Annotated in this window: 20 protein-coding genes; 15 read left to right on the top strand and 5 right to left on the bottom strand. The window is 53.2% G+C overall.

The annotated features are described in order from the left end of the window. From hrpA to KUC_RS10575, 14 genes are all read left to right on the top strand, one after another. On the top strand, positions 1–2427 hold a 2427-nt coding region (hrpA, locus tag KUC_RS20045; RefSeq protein WP_244264787.1), incomplete at its 5' end, for an ATP-dependent RNA helicase HrpA. Positions 2428–2553: 126 nt separating this feature from the next. Then, entirely contained in the window at positions 2554–3675 is a 1122-nt protein-coding gene (locus tag KUC_RS10635) for a beta-ketoacyl-ACP synthase III (protein WP_007113204.1), read from the top strand. Between the two features lie 31 nt (positions 3676–3706). Beyond that, entirely contained in the window at positions 3707–4576 is an 870-nt protein-coding gene (locus KUC_RS10630) for an MlaA family lipoprotein (protein ID WP_007113203.1), read from the top strand. Positions 4577–4584: 8 nt separating this feature from the next. After that, positions 4585–5778: a PP2C family protein-serine/threonine phosphatase gene (locus tag KUC_RS10625; RefSeq protein ID WP_040480664.1), complete on the top strand. Its 1194-nt coding sequence runs from the start codon at positions 4585–4587 to the stop codon at positions 5776–5778. Further along, positions 5768–6286 (top strand): STAS domain-containing protein, encoded by a 519-nt coding sequence (locus KUC_RS10620; protein WP_007113201.1) that lies wholly within the window; start codon positions 5768–5770, stop codon positions 6284–6286. Before KUC_RS10625 ends, KUC_RS10620 begins: the two co-directional genes overlap by 11 nt. A gap of 183 nt (positions 6287–6469) precedes the next feature. Continuing rightward, positions 6470–7666, top strand: a complete 1197-nt coding sequence (locus tag KUC_RS10615) for a Bcr/CflA family multidrug efflux MFS transporter (protein ID WP_007113200.1) — start codon at positions 6470–6472, stop codon at positions 7664–7666. A 35-nt stretch (positions 7667–7701) separates the two neighbouring features. After that, positions 7702–8433: a sulfite exporter TauE/SafE family protein gene (locus KUC_RS10610; RefSeq protein WP_007113199.1), complete on the top strand. Its 732-nt coding sequence runs from the start codon at positions 7702–7704 to the stop codon at positions 8431–8433. A gap of 130 nt (positions 8434–8563) precedes the next feature. Further along, positions 8564–9574 carry a substrate-binding domain-containing protein gene (locus KUC_RS10605; RefSeq protein ID WP_007113198.1) on the top strand — a complete coding sequence of 337 codons (1011 nt, stop codon included), beginning with the start codon at positions 8564–8566 and terminating at the stop codon, positions 9572–9574. Between the two features lie 176 nt (positions 9575–9750). Further along, the gene (gene pstC / locus KUC_RS10600) at positions 9751–11007 is read left to right on the top strand and encodes a phosphate ABC transporter permease subunit PstC (RefSeq protein WP_007113197.1); all 1257 of its coding nucleotides are present in this window, start codon (positions 9751–9753) and stop codon (positions 11005–11007) included. Positions 11008–11022: 15 nt separating this feature from the next. Continuing rightward, the gene (gene pstA / locus KUC_RS10595; RefSeq protein WP_040480662.1) at positions 11023–12189 is read left to right on the top strand and encodes a phosphate ABC transporter permease PstA; all 1167 of its coding nucleotides are present in this window, start codon (positions 11023–11025) and stop codon (positions 12187–12189) included. Positions 12190–12214: 25 nt separating this feature from the next. Beyond that, a complete protein-coding gene (gene pstB, locus KUC_RS10590) occupies positions 12215–13054 on the top strand; it encodes a phosphate ABC transporter ATP-binding protein PstB (protein WP_007113195.1) in 840 nt (279 codons plus the stop codon). A 130-nt stretch (positions 13055–13184) separates the two neighbouring features. Then, positions 13185–14216: an ArsJ-associated glyceraldehyde-3-phosphate dehydrogenase gene (locus KUC_RS10585; RefSeq protein ID WP_007113194.1), complete on the top strand. Its 1032-nt coding sequence runs from the start codon at positions 13185–13187 to the stop codon at positions 14214–14216. Positions 14217–14232: 16 nt separating this feature from the next. After that, complete coding sequence (arsJ, locus tag KUC_RS10580) at positions 14233–15444, top strand: organoarsenical effux MFS transporter ArsJ (protein ID WP_050804865.1); 1212 nt, start codon at positions 14233–14235, stop codon at positions 15442–15444. Beyond that, positions 15441–16604 carry an MFS transporter gene (locus KUC_RS10575; protein WP_007113192.1) on the top strand — a complete coding sequence of 388 codons (1164 nt, stop codon included), beginning with the start codon at positions 15441–15443 and terminating at the stop codon, positions 16602–16604. The genes arsJ and KUC_RS10575 overlap by 4 nt, the downstream gene beginning before the upstream one ends. Before the next feature lie 57 nt (positions 16605–16661). Here the strand turns inward: KUC_RS10575 and KUC_RS10570 are convergent, their stop codons facing one another. Beyond that, the gene (locus KUC_RS10570; protein ID WP_040480660.1) at positions 16662–16976 is read right to left on the bottom strand and encodes an ArsR/SmtB family transcription factor; all 315 of its coding nucleotides are present in this window, start codon (positions 16974–16976) and stop codon (positions 16662–16664) included. Between the two features lie 211 nt (positions 16977–17187). On the opposite strand from KUC_RS10570, the gene KUC_RS10565 reads away from it, so the two are divergent. Further along, positions 17188–18219, top strand: a complete 1032-nt coding sequence (locus tag KUC_RS10565; protein ID WP_007113190.1) for a permease — start codon at positions 17188–17190, stop codon at positions 18217–18219. Between the two features lie 108 nt (positions 18220–18327). Here the strand turns inward: KUC_RS10565 and KUC_RS10560 are convergent, their stop codons facing one another. The 4 genes from KUC_RS10560 to KUC_RS10545 all read right to left on the bottom strand — a co-directional run bounded on the left by KUC_RS10560 (position 18328) and on the right by KUC_RS10545 (position 21846). Then, positions 18328–18807 (bottom strand): FKBP-type peptidyl-prolyl cis-trans isomerase, encoded by a 480-nt coding sequence (locus KUC_RS10560; protein WP_007113189.1) that lies wholly within the window; start codon positions 18805–18807, stop codon positions 18328–18330. Positions 18808–18899: 92 nt separating this feature from the next. Continuing rightward, on the bottom strand, positions 18900–19814 hold the full coding sequence (locus KUC_RS19095; RefSeq protein ID WP_007113188.1) for a molecular chaperone TorD family protein: 915 nt from the start codon (positions 19812–19814) through the stop codon (positions 18900–18902). Between the two features lie 68 nt (positions 19815–19882). Next, positions 19883–21088 carry an NrfD/PsrC family molybdoenzyme membrane anchor subunit gene (gene nrfD / locus KUC_RS10550; protein WP_050804846.1) on the bottom strand — a complete coding sequence of 402 codons (1206 nt, stop codon included), beginning with the start codon at positions 21086–21088 and terminating at the stop codon, positions 19883–19885. Then, the gene (locus tag KUC_RS10545; protein WP_208854492.1) at positions 21085–21846 is read right to left on the bottom strand and encodes a 4Fe-4S dicluster domain-containing protein; all 762 of its coding nucleotides are present in this window, start codon (positions 21844–21846) and stop codon (positions 21085–21087) included. Before KUC_RS10545 ends, nrfD begins: the two co-directional genes overlap by 4 nt. Positions 21847–21848: the final 2 nt, after the last annotated feature.

Here is a 21848-nt window from a genome sequence, read left to right as displayed (position 1 = left end):
GACGTCGGCAGCCTGCGCGACGTGTTGATTGTGGTCTCGGCACTGGCGATTCAAGATCCGCGCGACCGACCGGCGGATAAACGCCAAGCGGCTGATCAAGCTCACCAGCGCTGGCACGACCCGGATTCTGATTTTGTGGCTTTGTTGAACCTGTGGCACGGTATTGAGAATGCCCGCGAGGCGCTGTCGGGCAATCAGCTGCGCCGCTGGTGCCGCGAGCACTACATTAACTACCTGCGCATGCGTGAGTGGCACGACACCTTCCGTCAATTGCGCCAGCTGCTGCGCGATATGGACATTGAGGTGCCCCCGCCGCCGCCCCGCAATGACGACGAGAGCGAAGAGCAGGCGCGCCAAACACGGCGTAAAACCTCGGGCAAGGTGCATCAGGCGCTGCTTTCAGGGCTGCTATCCAACCTGGGCACGCTGGTGGAGAACCGCGAATATCTCGGCGCCCGCAATCGTAAATTTATGATTCACCCTGGCTCTGGGTTGGCCAAGAAATCGCCCAAGTGGATCATGGCGTTTGAGATGGTGGAAACATCCAAACTGTTTGCCCGCACCGTGGCCAAAATCGACCCCCAGTGGATCGAACCCCAGGCGCAGCATTTGGTTAAGCGCAGCTACAGCGAACCCCATTGGGAAATGAAACGTGCCCAGGTAGTGGCCTTTGAACAGGTCACGCTGTTTGGTCTGCCGATTGTGGCGCGCCGCCGGGTACATTACGGGCCAATCGCTCCCCAGGAATCCCGAGAGCTGTTTATTCGCCGTGCCCTGGTGGAAGGGGAGTTTCAAACCAAAGGTGCCTTCTTTGCGCATAACCGCGCACTGATCGACGAAGTCGAAGCTTTGGAAGATCGCGCTCGGCGGCGGGATATTCTGGTCGATGAAGACACCCTGTATGATTTTTACGACCAGCGCATTCCGGCTGAAATCGTCAACGGCAAGGGCTTTGAGCACTGGCGTAAACAGGCCGAACAGCAAGACCCGCAATTACTGCACTTCGATATTGATTCGCTGAAGGCGCGGGATGCGGATGACGTCACTCAGGCGCAGTACCCCGATCATCTCGTTTTGGCGGGCGTTGCGTATCCGGTCAGCTACCACTTTGACCCGGAGGCCGAAGACGACGGTGTTACGCTGACCGTTCCCGCTGCCATGCTGCCCCAGGTGCCGGTGCATGCGCTGGAATGGCTGGTGCCTGGGCTACTGCGTGAAAAGTGTATTGCGCTGTTGAAATCACTGCCGAAAAGTATTCGCCGCCAGGTGGTGCCGATTCCCGATTGGGTCGATGCTGCGCTGGAAACCCTGGTACCCGATCAGCGCCCGTTAACTGAGGCGCTGGGGGAGTTTATTCGCCGCCGAACATCGACGCGGGTGCATCCTGACGACTGGCGCCTGGATTTGCTTGAGCGGCATTTGATCATGAATATTCGCGTTGTTGGCCACACAGGTAAAACCTTGGGGCAGGGGCGTGATCTACGCGCCTTGGAACAGCGCTTTGAAGCCGCTGCCAGCGCAGGCGCTCAGGCGCTGGCCGAGCAGGTTAGCCATGAACCTGCCGTTGCCGGGTTACCCAAAACGCCGCTGCCTGCTTCGCGTGTTACCACCCAGGCAGGCATCCGCGTAGAGGCGTACCCTGCCTTGGTTGTTGCTGACGTTGCAGCTGACGCCCGCGAGTTCAAGGTGGCGCTGTTTGACCACCCGGCAAAAGCTGATGCCGCTCACCAGGAAGGCATCGCCCGGCTTGGCATTGCCAAGCTACCCGAACAGGTAAAAGCGATTAAGCAACTGCCGGGTGTCGAGAAGTGCGCGCTGCTGTTTGCCAAAGTGGGCAGCAAGCAAGCCTTAATTGACGATCTGCTGCTGGCGGTATTTACCCAAGTGGTCGCCCAGCACCCTCTGCCGCGCTCAGAAGGAGAGTTCAGCCAGCGCCTAAACGCTACTCAGAGCCAACTCGTTGACGAAGCGAAAGCGCTCTTGGCACGCGTAGAGGTCGCGCTAAAAGGCCATCTGGCGGTCAGTAAGGTGCTCAAAGGGAAGCTTAATTTTGCGCTGGCGTTGGTGTACAGCGATGTTAGCGCGCAGATGCAGCGTTTGGTCTACCCAGGCTTTATCCGTGATGCAGGCGCATGGCTAGATGAATACCCGCGCTATACCGAGGCGGCGCTTATTCGGCTTGAAAAAGCCGCCCGTGAACGTGGCCGCGATCAAATGATGATGCAAGATGTCCAGGCATTAGAGGCGCGCTTTGATGCCCGCCGCGAAAGTGAGCGCCGCGGGCGGGTGGAAGACCCAGAACTGGTCGCTTTTGGCTGGTGGTTGCAAGAGCTTAGGGTGTCGCTATTCGCTCAGCAGTTGGGTACTAGCATGGTGGTGTCGGTAAAACGATTGGAGAAGCGCTGGCAAGAGATCACTAGCGTTTAGCAGTGGTTGGAAAAAGGTGCTGGAAAAACCGCTATTTTACGCACACAGTAACGTGATGGTTTCGCCGTAAGTCGCACGCTACATTGATGGCCGGTCACGTCGGCAAGCCGCTTAGAGGAGATTGGCATGACACATGTGGTGATTACCGGTACAGGACTCTATACACCGGAACACGCCATTGATAATGCGGCCCTGGTGGCGGCATTTAATGCTTGGGTAAACAGCGAGAATGAACAGCACGCCGGCGCCATTGCGCGCGGCGAGCGCGAACCGCTGGCGCCTTCAAGCAGCGAATTTATCGAAAAAGCCTCCGGTATTCAGAGCCGTTACGTGCTTGATGCGTCAGGAATCCTTGACCCACAGCGTATGCGGCCTAAACTGCCTCAGCGGGGCAATGACGAACCTTCGATTCAGTGCGAGATGGCGACCGCCGCTGCGCGGCAGGCGTTGGCCGCTGCCAAGGTAGATGCTGCTGACATCGAGCTGGTGATCGTTGCCTGCTCAAACTTAGAGCGCGCCTATCCCGCCTTGGCGGTAGAAGTGCAGCATGCCCTGGAAACAAGCGGCTACGGATTTGATATGAACGTGGCCTGTAGCTCAGCAACGTTTGCTGTGGAAACGGCTGCCAATGCCATAGCTTCAGGTAGTGTTAAGCGCGCCTTGGTGGTTAATCCGGAAATTTGCTCGGCGCACCTCAACTTCCGAGACCGTGACAGCCACTTCATTTTCGGCGATGCTTGCACAGCAGTGGTACTAGAAAATAGCGCCGTCGCGATTGCCGATGAGCAGTTCGAAATCCTCGGCACACGGTTAGTCACCCAGTTTTCCAACGCGATCCGCAATAATGCTGGCTTTCTTAACCGCGTAACGGACAGCGATCCGCTGGCCTTGGATAAGCTTTTTGTGCAGGAAGGGCGGCGAGTGTTTAGAGAGGTTTGCCCGATGGTGGCTAAACTGATCACCGATCATTTGGCCTCCTTAGAGTTAGCCGGTAGTGATCTTAAACGCATGTGGCTTCATCAGGCTAACCGGCATATGAACGATTTGATTGCCCGTAAAGTATTGGGTTATGACCCGAGTGAAGCTCAGGCGCCGATCATTTTGGATCGTTACGCCAATACCAGCTCCGCGGGCTCAATCATCGCCTTCCACCTCCATCGCGAGGGGCTGGTGGAGGGTGACATTGGTGTAATTTGCTCCTTTGGAGCAGGATATAGCGCAGGCAGTGTAGTAATTCGGCGTTTGTAAGTGTGCAGCGGAATTGAAAAAGGAAAATGTCATGTGGCAGTGGTTAAATAACGAGAAGCCTGCGCTTTCGCTGCGTAGCAAAGGGGTGCCACTACTGATGGTGACGTTACTCGCAACCGGCGGCTGTGCCAGTACTCAAATGACGGAAAATGCTGCTCCCGAAGATCCATGGGAAGGCTTTAACCGCAAAGTGTTTACATTTAACGATGTGCTAGATCGCTACGCGCTTAAGCCGGTGGCAAAAGGCTATCGCACCATTACCCCAGACCCAGTGGAAACCGGGGTGGGTAATTTTTTCTCCAACTTAGGCGAATTGCGTACCGTGCTTAATAGCGTGCTGCAAGGCAAACCGAAGAATGCAGGCCTCGCCACATCGCGTTTTTTGATTAACTCCACGGTAGGCATTGGTGGCTTATTAGATTATGCCACCCTGATGGAAATTACCGCGGATAAAGAGGATTTCGGTCAAACTTTGGCTGTGTGGGGTTGGCAAGATTCGCGCTATTTGGTGCTGCCTTTCTTCGGCCCCAGCACGTTACGGGATACCACCGGTATGCCGGCTGATATGGCGTCCTATCCTGTTACCTACGTTGACGATGATGCCGTTCGACTAAGCCTTACCGCACTGAATGTGATTGATATTAGAGCGGGCTTGCTTGACCAGGAAGCGTTAATTCGCGGTGATCGCTACCGTTTCATTCGTGACGCTTACTTACAGAGCCGTCAGTTTGAGGTGAGCGATGGAGTATTGGGTGATGACCCCTTTGCCAGCGAAACCTTCGAATTTGATGTCAGCGATTTTGATGACGCTGATTTTGAAGATAATAGTTTTGAAGATAGCGGCTTTGACAACAGTGACCAGGATGATAGCGACTTTGGTGGCGAAGAAGCCACCAATTGAGGCATATGATGGATCATTCTAAGCAGTTGATCGCGGTAATCGACGAGCCCGGTCGTGAACGCGATGCGCTGGCTGAAGCGATTACCTGCAACGGCATGTGGGTGTTTGCCGCTGAGGATATCGAGCATTTACCCGATGACACGGCGTTCATCGTTGCTCATGCCCGAGCGGTTCCCAGGCAGCAATGGTCGCAATTAACGCGTCGCCTACCCACGCTGGTGGTCAGCGACTCGCGCCAGGATGCCGACTTGATCAAGGCCATTGATGTGGGATTGGTGGATTATATTGTTCATCCACTGCGTCACGCTGAGCTGTTGCGGCGAATGATCCGTAAGGCCATTGAGCTTAACGATTTGGCGTTGGAGCGCGAGCGTGATCATGCACGGCTGGCGGAGTTAAATGAAAGCCTAGAGACACACTTAGCGCTGTTGCGGATGGATCAGCAGAGCGGGGGGCATATCCAGCGGCGTTTATTACCGCTACGCCCCAAAGTGATTAACGGGGTGTATTACGATTACGTATTTGCCCCTTCGCTCTATTTGTCTGGTGATTTCCTCGATTATCAGCGTTATAACGAGCGTTACAGTGCCTTCTATTTCGCTGATGTGTCGGGACATGGCGCTTCTTCGGCGTTTGTCACGGTGCTGCTCAAATATTTATGCAACCGTTGGTTGAGTGAGTGGGATGGTCAGCATCCGGAAAACTTGCCACCTGATTGGCTAAAGGCGATGAACCGTGAGCTGCAGGGCACCGATATTGGCAAACATGCCACCTTATTTGTCGGTGTTATTGACCATGAGGCACATACTCTTCACTATTCGCTTGGCGCGCAGCTTCCTATGCCTTTGTTGGCGGCAGAGGGAGAGCTACGCCGGTTAGAAGGCGAGGGAATGCCGGTAGGCCTTTTCCCCGATGTGGAGTATCCTTCGCTGAGTTGTGCGCTGCCGAATAAATTTCGGCTATGGCTCTGCTCGGATGGAGTATTGGAATGCTTGCCGGGTAAAACGCTCGACACGCGGCTCAAGGAGCTTGAGCAATTAGTAAGCGAGAGTGTCACGCTTGAGCAGTTGCGCGACCGGCTAGCAGAAACAAACGCACTCCTTGCAGAAGGGGACGCGGAGTTTGATGCCAACCAAGAGCGCGATGCTTTACCCGATGATATTACAATCATGATGGTGAGCGGATTTGGTCATGCTGATTGAAGAAGGCCGTATTAAAGCGGCGTTCGATTCTGGTGTTTTTGTTCTAAAGCTGTGCGGTGATGTGCGCTTGACGCTCTGCGCAACGCTGGATACCCAGGCCCAACGTCTCGCCGAGACGCCGGGATTGCTTGCCGTATTGATCGACCTGCGTGAAGCCACCAACGTGGATTCGACGGCGCTTGGCTTTCTGGCCAAAGTCGCGATGGCGGTGAAAGGGCGCTTGGAGCAGCCACCGACGATTATTGTCGATAATCCTGACGTGCGCCAGATGTTGGACGTGATGGGCTTTTCGCGCTTTTTCACGCTGATGGAAGCACCGCTACAGCAGACGACCACGCTCAACAATGAGCTTGAGGAGCTTCCCCAAGAGCCAGCAGATGAAGAAGGGCTGCGTGATCGCATCCTGGAAGCCCACCGTATTTTGATGCACATGAACGAGCATAACCGTGAGCAGTTTCAGCCACTGGTTGAGATGCTTGAGTCGCAAGACGCCACCACGCACCACTAAGCTCCCCTTACCTTGATAAGCCCCTGGCCATCTCCCAGGGCTAACGCAGTTTTGCTTTTTTTCGCTCTTTCTATCTGCGATAGACCTGTATCGATAGTGTTCAGCCCCGACAAATGTCTTTAAATCGGCTACTATTAGCGGCCTATCTATTTTAGTGCGTACACTATCGCCTTAAGGAGACCCATGGACCTTAATCCTCGCCGGGTAGCTCTGTTGGTTGCCGCCAACACGGCGCTGGCGCCTTTTGCTATTGATGCCTACTTGCCCGCCATGGGGGTTATTGCGGAGAGCATCGGGGCAAGTATTCATCGCACAGAACTCTCCATTAGCGTGTTTTTGTTCGGCTTTGCGTTGGGCCAGCTATGTTTTGGGCCACTTTCGGATCGCATGGGCAGGAAGCCGGTGCTCCTGGGTGGACTGATGGTGTTTATGTTGGCAAGCCTTGCCATTACCCTGGTAGACAGTTTGCCCACGCTGTTGGTTTGGCGGTTTATCCAGGCGCTGGGGGGCGGGGCCTGTGTCGTCAATTCGGCGGCGATTGTGCGCGACTGCTTTAGTGGACGCGAGGCCGCTAAAGTCATGTCGACCATGGCGATGATTATGATGCTGGCGCCGCTAGTGGCGCCTACCGTGGGTAGTTTATTGTTGCATATTGCCGGTTGGTGGCTAATTTTTGTGTTCTTGGCCGTCTATGCAGGCTTTTTACTCTGGCTATTAGGCACGCGCTTGCCTGAAACCCGCGATATGTCTCTGCCCGCCGCTTCTCCGCGGCAGGTCATCCGCAACTACGCCAGTGTACTTAAGCATCGTGAAGGCATGGGCTATATCTGCGCGGTTGCTGCCTCCTTCGCGGGCCTGTTTGCCTTCGTGACCGCTTCGCCGTTTCTATATCTTGACTATTTTGGCCTCTCGCCAGCCACCTATCCGCTGGTGTTTGGGGTCAACGTGGTGGTAATTGCGCTGTCTAATCGGGTCAATATTCACCTGTTACGTAAGCGCACTCCCCAGCAAAATTTGCGCCTAGGTTTGCTGATACAGCTGGTGGCGGCGCTAGGGCTAGTGGCGGTGACCGCCTTGGATATAGCGACGCTAGCGATTGTGGTGCCGCTGATTATGCTATTTACCGGTATGATCGGGCTGATTACCCCCAACGCGATCTCGTCGCTGTTGGATCATTTTGGCCATATCAGCGCCACGGCCACAGCGCTGCTGGGCGGCATCCAATTTACCTGCGGTGCGTTCGCGGGCGTTATGGTAGGACTCTTTGAGGTTGAGCACCTCTGGCCCATGGTACTCACCATGCTAGGTGCTGCGTTACTGGGCAATATTGGCGTGCGCAAACTCACCAAAGCGCCTACCGATGAAGAACAACAGGGATAACTGGCAGGAATGAACCGTAGGGATGAACAGCACTAATGGATAGCCTGCTGGCGTGGGTCAATATGCCCATGAGTGCCTGGTTGGCCTGTTCCGGCGTACTTCTGCTGGGCGCCTTTGTACAGCGCGCTACCGGTTTTGGTTTAGCCGTTATCGGTGCGCCGCTGCTGTTGATGCTTGAGCCGCGGCTGGTGCCGGTCATTCTGGTGCTATTTGGATTTACCGTTTCGCTGATGATGGTTCGTCACTACTGGCATGAGGTGCGCCTGGATTCCATTGGTATGGCGCTAGTGGGGCGTCTTCCCGGCAATGCGTTGGGTATCTGGCTGTTGCTCGCCGCGCCGATGTTTGTATTGGAAAAGCTGATTGCGGTTATCGTGCTGTTTGCGGTACTGGTCACCTTGTGCCGCTTTCAACTACCGGTAAACCGCATAACCCTGTTTTGCGCCGGTATACTCTCCGGCATTTTCGGCACCGTCGCCGCCATTGGCGGCCCGCCCATCGTACTGTTGATGCACGGCTTACCGGCTGATCGCATGCGGGGCAATTTAGCCGCTTTTTTCATTTTGACCTCCATGTTGACCTTAATCACCCTCGCCTTAGCAGACCAGATTCAACTATGGCATTTCCAAGTCGCGATTACCTTTCTACCCGCGGTATTAATCGGTAACGCATTGGCAGATGCCGTTGCCCACCGCATGGATAGACGCCTACTGCAAGGGGCCTCGTTGGCTTTATGCACCTTCGCCGCGCTTGGGCTTTTGTGGTGAAGTAAAGCTTGATTGCTCCCACGTAACGAAAACTTTTCCACGTTTTTCTCCCTGTCATGAAGTTGTCATGGAACCAGTGCAAGGTGTGTCTTGCGAAGGTTAGATCCCTACATGAACAGGAGTTTTTCGCATGAACCGTATTCTAAAAACTACCGTGCTAGCAGCTGCCGTAATGAGCGTTGCCGGTGTTGCCCAAGCACGTGAGCAGATCAATATCGTAGGTTCCAGTACTGTTTACCCATTCTCCAGCTTTGTAGCGGAAGAGTTTGGTGCGACGACCAACTACCCAACACCCGTCATTGAGGGTACAGGTTCAGGTGGCGGTATGCGTCTGTTCTGTAACGGTGTTGGCACCGGTACGCCGGATGTTACCAACTCCTCTCGTCGTATGAAGGTGTCTGAGTTCGAGCGCTGTGTAGAAAACGGCGTTACTGATATCACTGAAGTCTATATCGGCAGCGATGGTATTGCCTTTGCTCAGTCCAATGAAAATGAGCCGATGCCGGTTACCCGTGAGCAGATATTCCTTGCGGTCGCCGATATGGTACCAGTTGATGGTGAGTTGGTGAAAAACCCTTACACCAACTGGAGCCAGATCGACGCTTCATTGCCTGACCGTGAAATCGTCATCGTAGGGCCACCGACCACCTCGGGCACCCGTGACTCTTTCGATGAGTTGATTATGGAAGCCGCTTCCGAAAGCTTTCCAGAATACGGTGAAGAGTACTCCGATATTCGTACCGATGGCGGCTGGGTTGACGGCGGTGAAAACGACAACCTGATCGTTCAACGTCTGACCCAGGATACGACTGCCTTTGGTGTATTCGGTTACTCCTTCCTTGAAGAGAACGACCACGTGCTGATCGGTTCTAGCATTGATGGTGTTGACCCTACACCAGAAACGATCGCTAACGACGAATATCCGGTTGCACGTACCATGTTCTTCTACATCAAGAACCAGCATGCTGACGAAGTGCCGGTCATGTATGAATACGCGGAAATGTTCGCATCTGACATGATGATTGGTGAAGGTGGTCTGCTTAAGGATATCGGTTTGATCCTTCCAACCGCCGATGCGCTTGAGCAAGTCCAGGCTGATCTGGCGGATCGCAAGCAGCTTACAAAAGAAGACCTGGAGTAAGTTAGCCTTACGACAGCAGAGAAGCCGGCAGCCCACGCTGCCGGCTTCTTGCTTTTCATAAAAGTCTTGGGACAGCCGCTGTTCGCTAGTGGGAGAAGGGTTGTCACATGGTTGTCATGTTCTTGCCTTAAGGTGACTCGGCAAACGGATCCATTGGTTAACCTGAGATATTAACGATGCAGACCAACCAGCTTTTTTTGATTTTTTGCAGCGTACTTCTGCTGCTGGGGCTTGCCGCCTTTTTTGTCGGGCGAAGCAAGGCCACACGTGTACGTGCATCTGGAACGTCGATGCATGCCCAGCCTGACCAGTACGCCTGGTTCGCTGTGGTGGCTACGGCTGGGCCGGCCATACTGGTGAGTGCGCTTGGCGCTTTTGTCATGTTGTTGATAGGCAGCGAGATACCTACTTTTTCCCTGCTTTTGGCAAGTCTCGCTGTGGCGGTAGTAGGGCTCGCCTTAGGCATTAAGTTTATTCGCTCCAATTTTCATGCGCGCCGGGCGATCGAGACGGTCATTCTCTGGGTGCTCGCAGGCGCTGCGACGATTTCAATCCTGACTACCTTGGGTATTCTGATATCAATTGTCGGCGAAGCACTGAATTTCTTCCAGATGTACAGCTTCTGGGAATTTATTACCGGTACGACATGGGCGCCCGGTAACAGCTTCCTGATGGCCGCGGGTCGTGGCGAGGGCGCTAGCGGTGGCGCCGAGTTTGGTTCGGTACCGCTATTCGCCGGTACCTTCATGATCACCGCGATTGCCATGTGCGTGGCTGTGCCGGTAGGCCTGCTCTCGGCTATTTATATGGCCGAATTTGCGCCTAGCCGTGTGCGTTCTTTTGCTAAACCCATGTTGGAAATTCTCGCCGGTATCCCGACAGTGGTTTACGGCTTCTTTGCCGCGATTACCGTTGCTCCGTTTATTGTGCAAGTAACGGGTGCCATTGGCTTGGATGCATCGTTTAACAACGCTTTGGCTCCAGGTATCGTGATGGGCATTATGATCATCCCGTTTATTTCCTCGCTTTCCGACGATGTTATCAATGCGGTGCCCGATAGCATGCGCCAGGGGTCGCTGGCACTTGGGATGACCAAAGGCGAAACCATTCGTGACGTGGTGGTGCCAGCCGCACTACCCGGCATTATTTCAGCCTCTCTGCTGGGTATGTCTCGGGCGCTGGGCGAGACGATGATTGTGGTGATGGCCGCCGGTATGCGCCCCAATCTTACGATTAACCCGTTGGAAGAGATGACGACCGTCACTGTGCGGATTGTTGCCGCCATGACGGGTGACCTGGAGTTTGATAGTGCAGAAACGCTCTCAGCCTTTGCACTGGGTCTGGTGCTTTTTGTGGTGACACTCGTGTTGAACCTCGTGTCGGTGATCATGATTCGCCGCTTCCGTGACAAATACCGCGTCAACAATCTGTAACGCCAGGATATCCCAATGAGTGATTCATACGATCAGATAAGCCAGCAACTCAAGGGCCGCCATCGTAAATCTACGCGCCTGAAATATATTTCGATGAGCGCCCTGGCGCTGGCCGCTGCCTTCTTGCTGATATTTTTTGCCGATATGTTGAGCAAGGGCTTGCCAGCCTTCCAACAGGCGATGATCAATATAGAAATCAACTACACCGAGGATGCGTCCACAAATGGCCGGGCAGCGGTTGATCGAGATTTTTCCACCTTAATAAGCCGCAGTGTCGTCCGGGTTATCCCCCTGCAAATGCGCAACGATCCGTCCTTACTGGGCACTACTCAGAATCGTTGGGTGTTGGCGGATGGCTCGGTGGATCAATATCTAAAGGGGAATCGCGTTCGTCTTGATGACGAAGAAATGGCCAGAATTGACCGTCTGGTAGAAGAGGGCAAGGTTGAGATGCAGTTCAACTCTGGCTTCTTTTCCCGAGGGGATTCAAAAATGCCGGAGCTGGCAGGCATCTTGTCGGCCGTCGTCGGTACAGTTATGACCATGATCGTCACCCTGGCCATTGCCTTTCCTATCGGTGTGATGACAGCGGTTTATTTGGAAGAGTTTGCACCCGATAACCGGCTTACCCAGTTGGTTGAAATTAATATTAATAACCTGGCTGCCATCCCCTCGATTTTGTTTGGTCTACTGGGTTTGGCGATTTTTATTAACTTCTTCGGGGTACCACGCTCATCCCCCTTGGTGGGTGGTATGACGCTGGCACTGATGACGTTGCCCGTGATCATTATTTCTACACGTACTGCACTGCGCAGCGTGCCAGAATCTATACGCCATGCGGCGTTTGGGGTAGGTTGTTCGCGCTGGCAAGTGGTTAAAGACCACGTATTGCCGCTGGCTATGCCCGGCATTATGACGGGCTCCATCATTGGTCTGGCCCAGGCAATGGGGGAGACAGCGCCGCTGATTATCGTGGGCATGGTGGCGTTTATTCCGGACGTGACAGCCTCATTTACCGAGGCGGCAACGGTGATGCCTGCCCAGGTATTTACCTGGGCAGGTGAGCCTGATCGAGCCTTTGTCGAAAAAACCGCAGGCGGGATTATAGTGCTTCTGGCAGTTCTGATTTCGCTGAACGCTGCCGCTGTCCTGTTACGCAAGAAATTTGAACGTCGCTGGTAAGCCGACCGTTTTCAAGGAAACTATTATGAACAGTCAAGTACCTGAAATGAGTGAGCAGCAATCCCCGGCGGTTGGGCAGCCTTACACGCGCAATGATCAAGCGTGTCACGATCTGAGCATCCGCGTGCGTGATTTGAATCTCTGGTACGGTAAGGCGCAGGCGCTGAATGGCCTCAATATTGATCTTTTCCAGAAGAATGTGACGGCACTGATCGGGCCTTCTGGTTGCGGCAAATCGACGTTTCTCCGCTGCCTGAACCGTATGAACGACCTTATTCCTACTGTCAGAATTGAAGGGTTGGTCGAAATGGATGGCCGTGACGTCAACGCGCCGAAAATGGACGAAGTGGCGCTGCGACGTCGGGTGGGCATGGTATTCCAGAAGCCAAACCCGTTCCCTAAGTCGATTTTTGAAAATGTGGCCTATGCACCACGCATGCACGACATCGTCAGCCGTAAGGCTGAGCAGGAAGAGCTGGTAGAGAAAGCACTGCGCGATGCGGGTCTGTGGAACGAGGTTAAAGACAAGCTGCATGAGCCAGGTACCTCGCTTTCTGGTGGTCAGCAGCAGCGGCTGTGTATTGCCCGTGCCATTGCGGTTCAGCCCGATGTGATCTTGATGGATGAGCCAACCTCGGCGCTTGATCCGATCTCAACAGCGACTATCGAAGATTTGATGGACAAGCTTAAAGAGAAGTTCACCATCATTACCGTTACCCACAATATGCAGCAGGCAGCACGGGTGGCGGACTACACGGCGTTCTTCCACCTGGGGGAAATCATTGAGTACAACGACACCAAAGTGATGTTCTCAACGCCCGCGCAGAAGAAAACCGAAGATTATATCTCTGGTCGTTATGGTTAATCTTTGATAATCAAGCTGGCCCACCTTTCATCAGTGGGCCAGTTTTTTGATTCTTTTTTTTAACATTAATATATGTTTAAACGTATGTTAGCGTTATGCTTTTGCAAAACAGACAGCTTAGGAGGCCCCCGTGGCACTACGTATCGGTATCAACGGTTTTGGCCGTATTGGGCGCTTGGCGCTGCGCAGCTTGTGGGCGCAGGTAGAATCTGGTTCGGTAGAATTGATGCGCATTAATGACCCAGGCGGCGATGCGACCACCTTTGCCCATTTGCTGGAGTTTGACTCGGTGCATGGGCACTGGGCGCCCGGGAAGGGCATCGCGGCAACGGATGGCGCCATTGTTCTCGACGGCAAGTCCGTCGCCTTTAGCGCCAACAAAGCCATTGCCGATAGCGACTGGTCGAACTGCGATATTGTCATTGAGTGCTCAGGTGTAATGAAAACCACCGATAAACTCCAGGCGTATCTTGATCAAGGCGTTGCGCGTGTGGTGGTAAGTGCCCCTATGAAAGAGGCGAGCGTGCTTAATGTAGTGGTGGGGGTGAACGACCATCTTTATGACCCTGCTCAGCACAAGATCGTGACCGCAGCTAGCTGCACCACCAACTGTCTGGCGCCGGTGGTCAAAGTCATTCAGGAAACGTTTGGTATTCGCCATGGCTCGATGACCACCGTACATGACATCACTAATACCCAAACGATTCTAGATGCGCCGCATAAAGACCTACGCCGGGCTCGTGCTTGCGGTATGAGCTTGATTCCCACTACGACCGGTTCGGCCAAAGCGATTACCGCCATTTTCCCCGAGCTGGAAGGCAAGCTAAATGGCCATGCGATTCGCGTGCCGCTGGCTAACGCTTCGCTTACCGATATGGTGTTCGAGCTGGAGCGCGAAGTCACCGTCGACGAGGTAAATCAGGCGCTGAAAGCCGCTGCCGATGGCCCGCTGGCAGGGATTTTGGGCTATGAAGAGCGCCCGCTGGTGTCGATCGATTACCGTACCGATCCGCGCAGTTCGATTATCGATGCGCTCTCCACCATGGTGATCAACGGCACCCAGCTAAAGCTCTACGCTTGGTACGACAACGAGTGGGGCTATGCCAACCGCACCGCCGAGCTAGCCCTGATGGTCGGGCGTGAGCAGGTGGGCCGTGGCTGAATCGCCGTTGTTGAACATGCGTGCTCGAGTAAAGGCGCTACCTTTCGAGGTGCGCCAATACATGCTGATTACCGGCAACTACTGGGCGTTTACGATAACCGACGGTGCGTTGCGCATGTTGGTGGTGATGCACTTCCACCAGTTGGGCTACTCGCCGTTGGCCATCGCCATGCTGTTTCTGTTTTATGAAGCCTTTGGCGTAGTGACTAACCTGGTCGGCGGCTGGTTGGGTGCGCGCTTGGGACTCAACCGCACCATGAATGTGGGGCTTGGGCTGCAAATTATTGCCCTCGTTATGCTGATGGTGCCCGCTAGCCTGCTGACCGTTGTCTGGGTAATGGCCGCACAAGCGATTTCGGGGATTGCCAAAGACCTTAACAAAATGAGTGCTAAAAGCGCCGTTAAAGTGTTGGTACCTAAAGAGAGCGCCAACGCCAATAGCTCGCTCTACCGCTGGGTAGCGATGCTGACCGGCTCTAAAAACGCGCTAAAAGGGCTGGGCTTTTTTGTTGGCGGCGTGCTGCTAACATTGATTGGCTTCCAGGCGGCCGTGTTTGTTATGGCGGTGATGCTAGGAGGTGTGTTGCTGCTTTCACTGCTGCGACTCAAGGCGGATTTAGGCCGGCAAAAAGTAAAACCCAAGTTCTCCGAAATCTTCTCAAAATCACGTGCGATTAACGTGCTCTCCGCGGCGCGCTTCTGCCTTTTTTCGGCGCGGGATGTGTGGTTTGTCGTAGCACTGCCGGTGTTTTTATACGATCAGCACGGCTGGACTCACTGGACGGTCGGTGGGCTGCTGGCGATATGGGTGATTGGCTACGGAGGGGTACAAACCCAGGCGCCTAAATTAACCCGGCTGATCAAAGGCGATGCCCGGGCACTGACCGCTGGCTGGGCGGCGGCACTTGCAGTGCTGGCGATTGTGTTGGCGATGCTGCCCTTGGCCCAAGTTGGCTGGTTAGTCGTCGGTTTGCTCGCCTTTGGGGTGCTGTTTGCGATTAACTCCAGCTGGCACAGCTATTTGATTGTGCATTATGCCCGCGCCGATGGCGTCTCTATGGATGTCGGTTTCTACTATATGGCCAACGCCATGGGCCGCTTAGTAGGCACGCTACTGTCGGGCTGGCTGTATATGGCCTACGGGCTAAGTGCCTGCCTGTGGGTGTCCGCGGCCTTAGTGGCGGCCAGCGCATTAATGGCATTGGCACTGCCTAAACAAGTGGCATGATCCTCTCTTCGTCCAGGCTAGGACTAACGCTCACCTTAGGCAGTGCGCAAACCCTTGCCTGGGCCTCCAGTTACTACTTGCCCGCTATCCTTGCGGTGCCCATGGCTCGCGAGCTAGGGATATCGTCAAGCTGGGTGTTTGCGGCGTTCTCTGCCGCCTTGCTGCTAACCGCCATGCTGGGCCCCAGCATAGGGCGTTTGATAGACCAGCAGGGTGGGCGCGGCGTGCTGATGGTATCCAACGCTGTCTTGGCGATTGGCCTAGTCATTATGGCGCTCTCCCAGGGGGTTCTCAGTTTAATGTTCGCCTGGCTAATTGTCGGCATTGGCATGGCGATGGGCTTATACGACGCCGCCTTTGCCACCTTGGGGCGACTTCTTGGGCGTAGTGCGCGCTCGTCAATTACCGGTGTAACGCTACTGGCAGGCTTTGCCAGCACCATTGGCTGGCCGCTAACAGCGCTTTTGGAAAATGAGTTTGGGTGGCGGGCAGCCTGTGGCGTCTGGGCCATGCTGCATATCGTGATAGGCCTACCGTTGAATGCCTGCCTGCCCAAAGCTGCCGATGGTAGGGCTCAGCAAGATGACGACAAATCGTCACCGCCGCCGGAGCGTCCTCGCCTGGCGATGATGTTATTAGCCTATGTGTTTGCAGCGGGCTGGTTTGTCTCTACGGCGATGGCGGCGCATCTGCCCAGACTTTTGCAGGAAACCGGCGTATCGCTTTCGGTGGCTGTCGCCGCTGCGGCGTTAGTAGGGCCTGCGCAAGTGGCCGCTCGACTGGGCGAGTTTGCGCTATTACGTCATTTGCATCCGCTGGTGGCGGCACGGGTGGCGACAACGCTTCACCCCCTAGGTGCGGCACTGCTTGCCACAGTGGGTATGCCTGCGGCAGGCTTTGCGCTACTGCACGGTGCGGGCAATGGCATGATGACGATTGCCTCCGGCACACTGCCGCTGGCGCTGTTTGGCCCGAAAGGGTTTGGGCAGCGCCAAGGCTTGATTATCGCCCCGGCCAGGGCGATGCAAGCCTGTGCACCGCTGCTGTTTGGCTTATTGATTGAGCAAAATGGCGCCGGTGCGCTATGGCTGACCACGGGGTTGATGCTGGCAGCGTGTTTAGCGTTGCTGTTTATTCGTGTGCCGCGGTTGCAGGGGTGAGCCTTATACATAAAGGCCTTTTACTCTCTAAAACCCTGATTAAACCAGGGTAGACATTTATAAAGATGCCGCATCAGGCGCCATATTTTCGCCCATACAACATTCCGCCTGTAAGAAGCCAATCAGATTTTGTAGGTGATGGTAATTAGGTATACAGACGATAGTACGGCTGTGCTTCTCCTGCTTAATCAAACCTACTCTAGCCATTCGTGCTAAGTGATGCGATAGCGTTGAAGCTGGAATATCCAACGCTTTCTGTATCTCTCCGACAGAGGCTCCATGATGGCCAGCCTTGACTAAAAAGCGAAACACCGCCAATCGGTGCGTATTGCCCAGCTCAGCCAAACTGGCTGCGACCCCCTCATGATCCATAAAACTCTCCATGATGTTTTCTCTGTGCTCTTTTTCAGTGCCTGTTTTTCAATGCCTGTTTTTCAGTGCTATGTTTTTCAGTGCTATGTTTTTCAGTGCTATGTTTTCTTTTTTATATTATTTCTAAATATCTAGAAATATAGTTGACGAGTGCAAGAGATGCAATCTAAGCTCCTATAATTCGATTAATCTAGAATTATAGGAGTTCGGTATGTCTTCTCAATGGCAAGATACGTTAGGCATGTTTGCCTTTCTCGCGGTCGAGCTATCGGCCTTGTTTATTGGCATTAGTTTCCTGGTCGGGGCTCTTCAGCGCCATATTCCGCCGTCCAAGGTAGAGGCTTTATTGAGTTCTAACCGATACCGTAGCTATTTCCTCGCTGCGGGATTAGGAGCTATCACACCCTTCTGTAGTTGCTCGACGATTCCCATGCTGAAAGGCCTGATTCGCGCACGTGCTGGGTTTGGGCCTATGATGGTGTTCCTATTCGCCTCTCCACTGTTAAACCCTATTGTTGTTGGTCTGTTGGCTGCCACCTTTGGTTTTACCCTCACCGCTATCTACGTGCTTGCGGCACTCATTGTCTCTTTGGCCGCCGGCTGGTTACTGCAGGCTTTTGGCTTCGAGCGTTACGTGCGCCGTGCCGCAACGGATACCGCTTCAGGGTATGAAGCCTCCGTCAATAGCTGCGGCGTCAAGCCAGTAGCGACCGATTGTGAAAGCAGTAGTTGCAGTAGCACTCCAATTGCGGTTGGCTGCGGTAGCGCCGAATCGGCTGGCGCTCAATCAGGTGGCGGTTGTGGTAGTCAAACAACTGAACCGAAACGAGGGAAAAACAGATACAGCGGTTTATGGGGTGAAGCCTGGTCTGACTTCGTGGACGTTTTACCATACCTACTTATTGGTATTGCGATTGGTAGCGTGATCTATGGTTTTATGCCTACTGATCTGCTGGAACAGTATGCTGGTGCCGATAATCCTTTTGCCATCCCCGTCGCCGCCATTATCGGTGTGCCTCTGTATATCCGTGCTGAAGCCGTTATACCGTTAGCATCTGCGCTGATGGCAAAAGGCGTGGGGGCCGGAACGGTGCTGGCGTTGATTATTGGGAGTGCTGGAGCCAGCCTGACAGAGCTTATCCTACTGCGCTCATTGTTCTCGTTTAAGCTGCTGGTGGCCTTTGTCGCGGTCGTTTTTGCGATGGCGATGTTAGCGGGCTTTGCTACTTTTCTGTTTTTCTGAATGGCAAACCCATCGAACCCTAGTCGATAATCCAACCAAGACAATAGCGTTAAACTTGGAATGATAGGCTGTCCAGGCCTTTTTAATAAAAATATTACAGTTTTTATTTTATACGTTAACCCACTTGATAGGCTGATGCGCTTCTTGCCAGTCTGTATCAGGTAGGTTAACGGCTAATATTTTTATCTGCCAAGTGACCGTTTTACCGGCTAACGGGTGGTTACCATCAAGGATGGCTCCTCGGTCAGTGAGCTCTACCACCTTTAAAGAAAACTTTCCCTGTTGGCCGCCCGGTGTCAATGTCATGCCGATGTGAAGCTCTTTGCCAGCAGGTAGGTTTTCACGCACCGCTTCAAAGACCAGTTCAGAACGATGCTGGCCGTAAGCCTGCTCGGGTTTGAGCGTAACGCTAAGCTCGTCCCCTGCTTGATGTCCTGACATAGCTGTCTCAAGTGCTGCGATCATCTGCCCAGCCCCATGTATATAGCGTAGCGGGGTTTCCGGTGTAGATTTGGCAAGCGTATTGCCGCTGGCATCGCTTAGTGTATATGCCGCGATAACTTCGCAATGCGGGTATATGGAATTCATGGTTGCCAAGGCCCCAATGTCGATTAGCGGAATGATGATAAAAAGTGGTCAAGCCAGCGAAAAGTGATGTGATCACCTAACGTAAATCGGCGCTATTTCCACGCCTTTATAGTGGAGCCAGGTGGCTTCATGGCTGCGTTGTTATGGCTATTTTGGCAGTGCGAGCAAACACTCAAGTGATCAGCGCTAACACCCGCTTCATGTAAGCGTTTACGCATTTCGGCAAGCACCGGGGAGCTTTGAAAAGATGAGTCACAGCTGCGACAAATTAGCTGTTCCCTAGGGGCGTCGCTGGTTTCAAATGTATGCATTTGCGTCATCAATAGATCGCTACCAAGAACCTCTTCTGCAACAGGTTTGTCTGCAAACGGTGCTAGGATATCCAGATCACTGGTTAACTGGGCCTGAATCAGTTCAATCAACAGGCGCCAAGGCTGGGTAATGGTATCGCCAGAAGCAGCGACGACTTTACGTCGAATACCTTCAAGCGCAGGCAAACTAAAATCGCGCAGCATGGTCACTGCATCATTAATGGTTGTTATGGAGTGATTGTTGTTTTGCCGCGCTTCGGCAATTTCGCTGTAAACCCAGGCAAGCCACTGCAGATTAAGCGATAGATGATCTGGGAGTTCACGAAAGTGCCTATCCCGCTCTAAGCCATGTTGCCGATAAAGCGTTTCCAATGCTTGTACACTGCGGGCCATCAAGCTGCCATCCAGGTAAGCGCCAAGGTTTAAAGGCGCTGGGGCAGGGGGCGAAAGAAAAAGCTTACTATAGCCTAGCAGTAACTGTTGGGTGTCTGTTAACGCAGTAAGAGCGAGCGCTAATGTTTCAATCCGCTCACGTTCAAGCATTGGCAGTACATCTGAGAGTTGGCATAAGTCCTCAATCAAAGCATCTTGCATGTCGATTAGTGTGATACTGGCATGATGGCCTTGAGTCGCGCGGGCCATGCAGATAGCAAACTCTGCGTTGGGCATCAGGTCAGGAAGTGTCGCTTCTTTCATTAATAAATAAGGGCAACTTGTTGATAATGAGCTGCCCTTCCTCCTGTTGTCTTGGTTCGATGACTGGCTTATGCCGTGGTTTCTATGGGTTTACGCGCTGTTGTGTGATCTAGCATTTTGTTTGGCATATCGCCTAAATTTAAAAACTTTTCACCTAGTAGGTAAATTACAAAGCACAACGCAAAGCCGATAAAGGTCAACGACCACTCTGTTGCAGATGGGATGTAGCTAATGAGATCAGGTATCCATGTGCCCTTGAACAGAGGTACTACTTGGCCACCCACCACAAAGTAGAGCCGTTCTACAAACATGGCGATCATCACGAGAAAGGCAGCAAGTATCTGGATGCTCATTTTGTTGCGTAGTTTGCTAAGCAAGACAATGAACGGTAGCAGCAGACCTATCAGCAATGCGGCAATGTATACACCAGACTTAAATAAGTAATCCGCCCATACAACGTTAATTTCTGGATTGTTACTGTATAAGCCGGTAATGGCACGAGCAGTGATAAAAAGGAGCGTCATACCAAGGCATGCCGCAAATAATTTCGGGAGCGAGCCTGTTGAAAGTGCTATTAGGGCCGCAGGCATACGCTCTCGACTGAAGCCATACGCTAAATACGTCAGGAGCACTAATATAGCCACAGCGGTGGTAATGCCGGTGACGTAGAAATACACAGGCATGAGCGGATCGAACCAAAAAGGGCGCATGCTCATCATGCCAAAAATGAGTGCTAAGTTACCGCTAGCCAGTAGAACACCAATAAACGAAGCAATGCCTACCTGTTTTGCTGTTTTACTATCCCAGTGGCCACCTTGAAGTTTGCTAAACTTCCATAGCAAAAACAGTAAGTCGAGGGCGTAGAATGCACCCATCCAGAACATAGCTGATTGAACTTGTAGATTTAAAGGGATTACCCACAGCATGCGAAACACGTGGCCAAGCTCTAGTGCTAGTACGATCATTCCTGATATGAGCAGTGCAAAGGCCAGGAATACGCAACGTTTCGCTATGGGGTAATACTGCTTAAAACCGAATACTAATGGTAAAGATGCAATTAGCCCTAGGCCAGAAGATCCGAGTGCAAAAAAGACATAAGTAGCAATGGGTTGCCCCCAGGGTAGAGCAGAGCTTGTATTGAATGATGTATGACCATTCGTAATGATTTGTGAGAGTGCATACCCTAAACTAACGAGTAGCACTGCCATTGCAACTACTAAAAGCCCCCATCCTAAAGGGCCTTGAAGGGCATTTTTGTGAAGTTGTGTGGTCATGCGTCATTCTCCCTATCAGCAGGCGTAAAGGCGGGTACACCCGCGCCAGCGCCCAGGTAATAGACCTGCGGTTTATTACCGGTATGATCCTTAAGGCGTACACCGTGCTTGTCACCAATTAGCTGGTTTACGTGGCTTTCCGGATTATCAAGATCACCAAAATAACGCGCTTTAGGAGCGCAGGTGCGCACGCAAGCAGGTACGTATTCCTTGACGTCTGGGTTATCCTCATCAAGGTCAGCGATTCCTTCGGGTGCATTTTTTACCTTGTGGTAGCAGAAAGTACATTTAGAAACGACGCCTTTGGGCTGAATGCCAATACCACGGCGCCAATCCTCATCAGGACTCTGGTAGGGAGGACTCCACAATTGGGCGTTTTCACCTGGGAAAACGTCGCGGATATCCGGCTCGATCAATGGTTTCTCATCGGCATAAAAGCGCACGCCGTACGGGCAGGCAATCATGCAGTATTTGCAACCAATGCATTTGTTCCAATCAACGAAGACGATGCCGCCTGCATCAGGGTCTTTATAAGTCGCGCGAGTTGGACAGACATGCACGCAAGAGGGATTTTCACACTGCATACATGGCCGCGGTAACCACTTCATTTGACCACTCGGATATTCGCCAGCGTTGTAAAAGAGAACGTCCTGCCAGGTTTCTCCTGGTAGAGTATTGTTCTCCATCGAGCATGCAGTGGTACATGCTTGGCAGCCGGTACACTTATCCAGGTCGATGACCATTCCCCACTTTGCCATAG

The organism is Vreelandella boliviensis LC1 (genome assembly GCF_000236035.1).
Lineage (GTDB): Bacteria > Pseudomonadota > Gammaproteobacteria > Pseudomonadales > Halomonadaceae > Vreelandella > Vreelandella boliviensis.
Note: the sequence above shows the minus strand (reverse complement) of the source record. Positions and strands in the feature narration are given on the sequence as shown.

What these genes read in the sequence shown, in the direction of transcription:
- KUC_RS10625 (WP_040480664.1), top strand. Translation starts at nt 4,585, where the DNA reads ATGGATCATTCTAAGCAGTTGATCGCGGTAATCGACGAGCCCGGTCGT.
- KUC_RS10560 (WP_007113189.1), bottom strand. Translation starts at nt 18,807, where the DNA reads ATGAATTCCATATACCCGCATTGCGAAGTTATCGCGGCATATACACTA.
- KUC_RS10575 (WP_007113192.1), top strand. Translation starts at nt 15,441, where the DNA reads ATGATCCTCTCTTCGTCCAGGCTAGGACTAACGCTCACCTTAGGCAGT.
- KUC_RS10635 (WP_007113204.1), top strand. Translation starts at nt 2,554, where the DNA reads ATGACACATGTGGTGATTACCGGTACAGGACTCTATACACCGGAACAC.
- KUC_RS10545 (WP_208854492.1), bottom strand. Translation starts at nt 21,846, where the DNA reads ATGGCAAAGTGGGGAATGGTCATCGACCTGGATAAGTGTACCGGCTGC.
- KUC_RS19095 (WP_007113188.1), bottom strand. Translation starts at nt 19,814, where the DNA reads ATGAAAGAAGCGACACTTCCTGACCTGATGCCCAACGCAGAGTTTGCT.
- KUC_RS10610 (WP_007113199.1), top strand. Translation starts at nt 7,702, where the DNA reads ATGGATAGCCTGCTGGCGTGGGTCAATATGCCCATGAGTGCCTGGTTG.
- KUC_RS10570 (WP_040480660.1), bottom strand. Translation starts at nt 16,976, where the DNA reads ATGGATCATGAGGGGGTCGCAGCCAGTTTGGCTGAGCTGGGCAATACG.
- KUC_RS10615 (WP_007113200.1), top strand. Translation starts at nt 6,470, where the DNA reads ATGGACCTTAATCCTCGCCGGGTAGCTCTGTTGGTTGCCGCCAACACG.
- KUC_RS10620 (WP_007113201.1), top strand. Translation starts at nt 5,768, where the DNA reads ATGCTGATTGAAGAAGGCCGTATTAAAGCGGCGTTCGATTCTGGTGTT.
- pstA (WP_040480662.1), top strand. Translation starts at nt 11,023, where the DNA reads ATGAGTGATTCATACGATCAGATAAGCCAGCAACTCAAGGGCCGCCAT.
- KUC_RS10565 (WP_007113190.1), top strand. Translation starts at nt 17,188, where the DNA reads ATGTCTTCTCAATGGCAAGATACGTTAGGCATGTTTGCCTTTCTCGCG.
- KUC_RS10630 (WP_007113203.1), top strand. Translation starts at nt 3,707, where the DNA reads ATGTGGCAGTGGTTAAATAACGAGAAGCCTGCGCTTTCGCTGCGTAGC.
- nrfD (WP_050804846.1), bottom strand. Translation starts at nt 21,088, where the DNA reads ATGACCACACAACTTCACAAAAATGCCCTTCAAGGCCCTTTAGGATGG.
- KUC_RS10605 (WP_007113198.1), top strand. Translation starts at nt 8,564, where the DNA reads ATGAACCGTATTCTAAAAACTACCGTGCTAGCAGCTGCCGTAATGAGC.
- pstB (WP_007113195.1), top strand. Translation starts at nt 12,215, where the DNA reads ATGAACAGTCAAGTACCTGAAATGAGTGAGCAGCAATCCCCGGCGGTT.
- arsJ (WP_050804865.1), top strand. Translation starts at nt 14,233, where the DNA reads ATGCGTGCTCGAGTAAAGGCGCTACCTTTCGAGGTGCGCCAATACATG.
- pstC (WP_007113197.1), top strand. Translation starts at nt 9,751, where the DNA reads ATGCAGACCAACCAGCTTTTTTTGATTTTTTGCAGCGTACTTCTGCTG.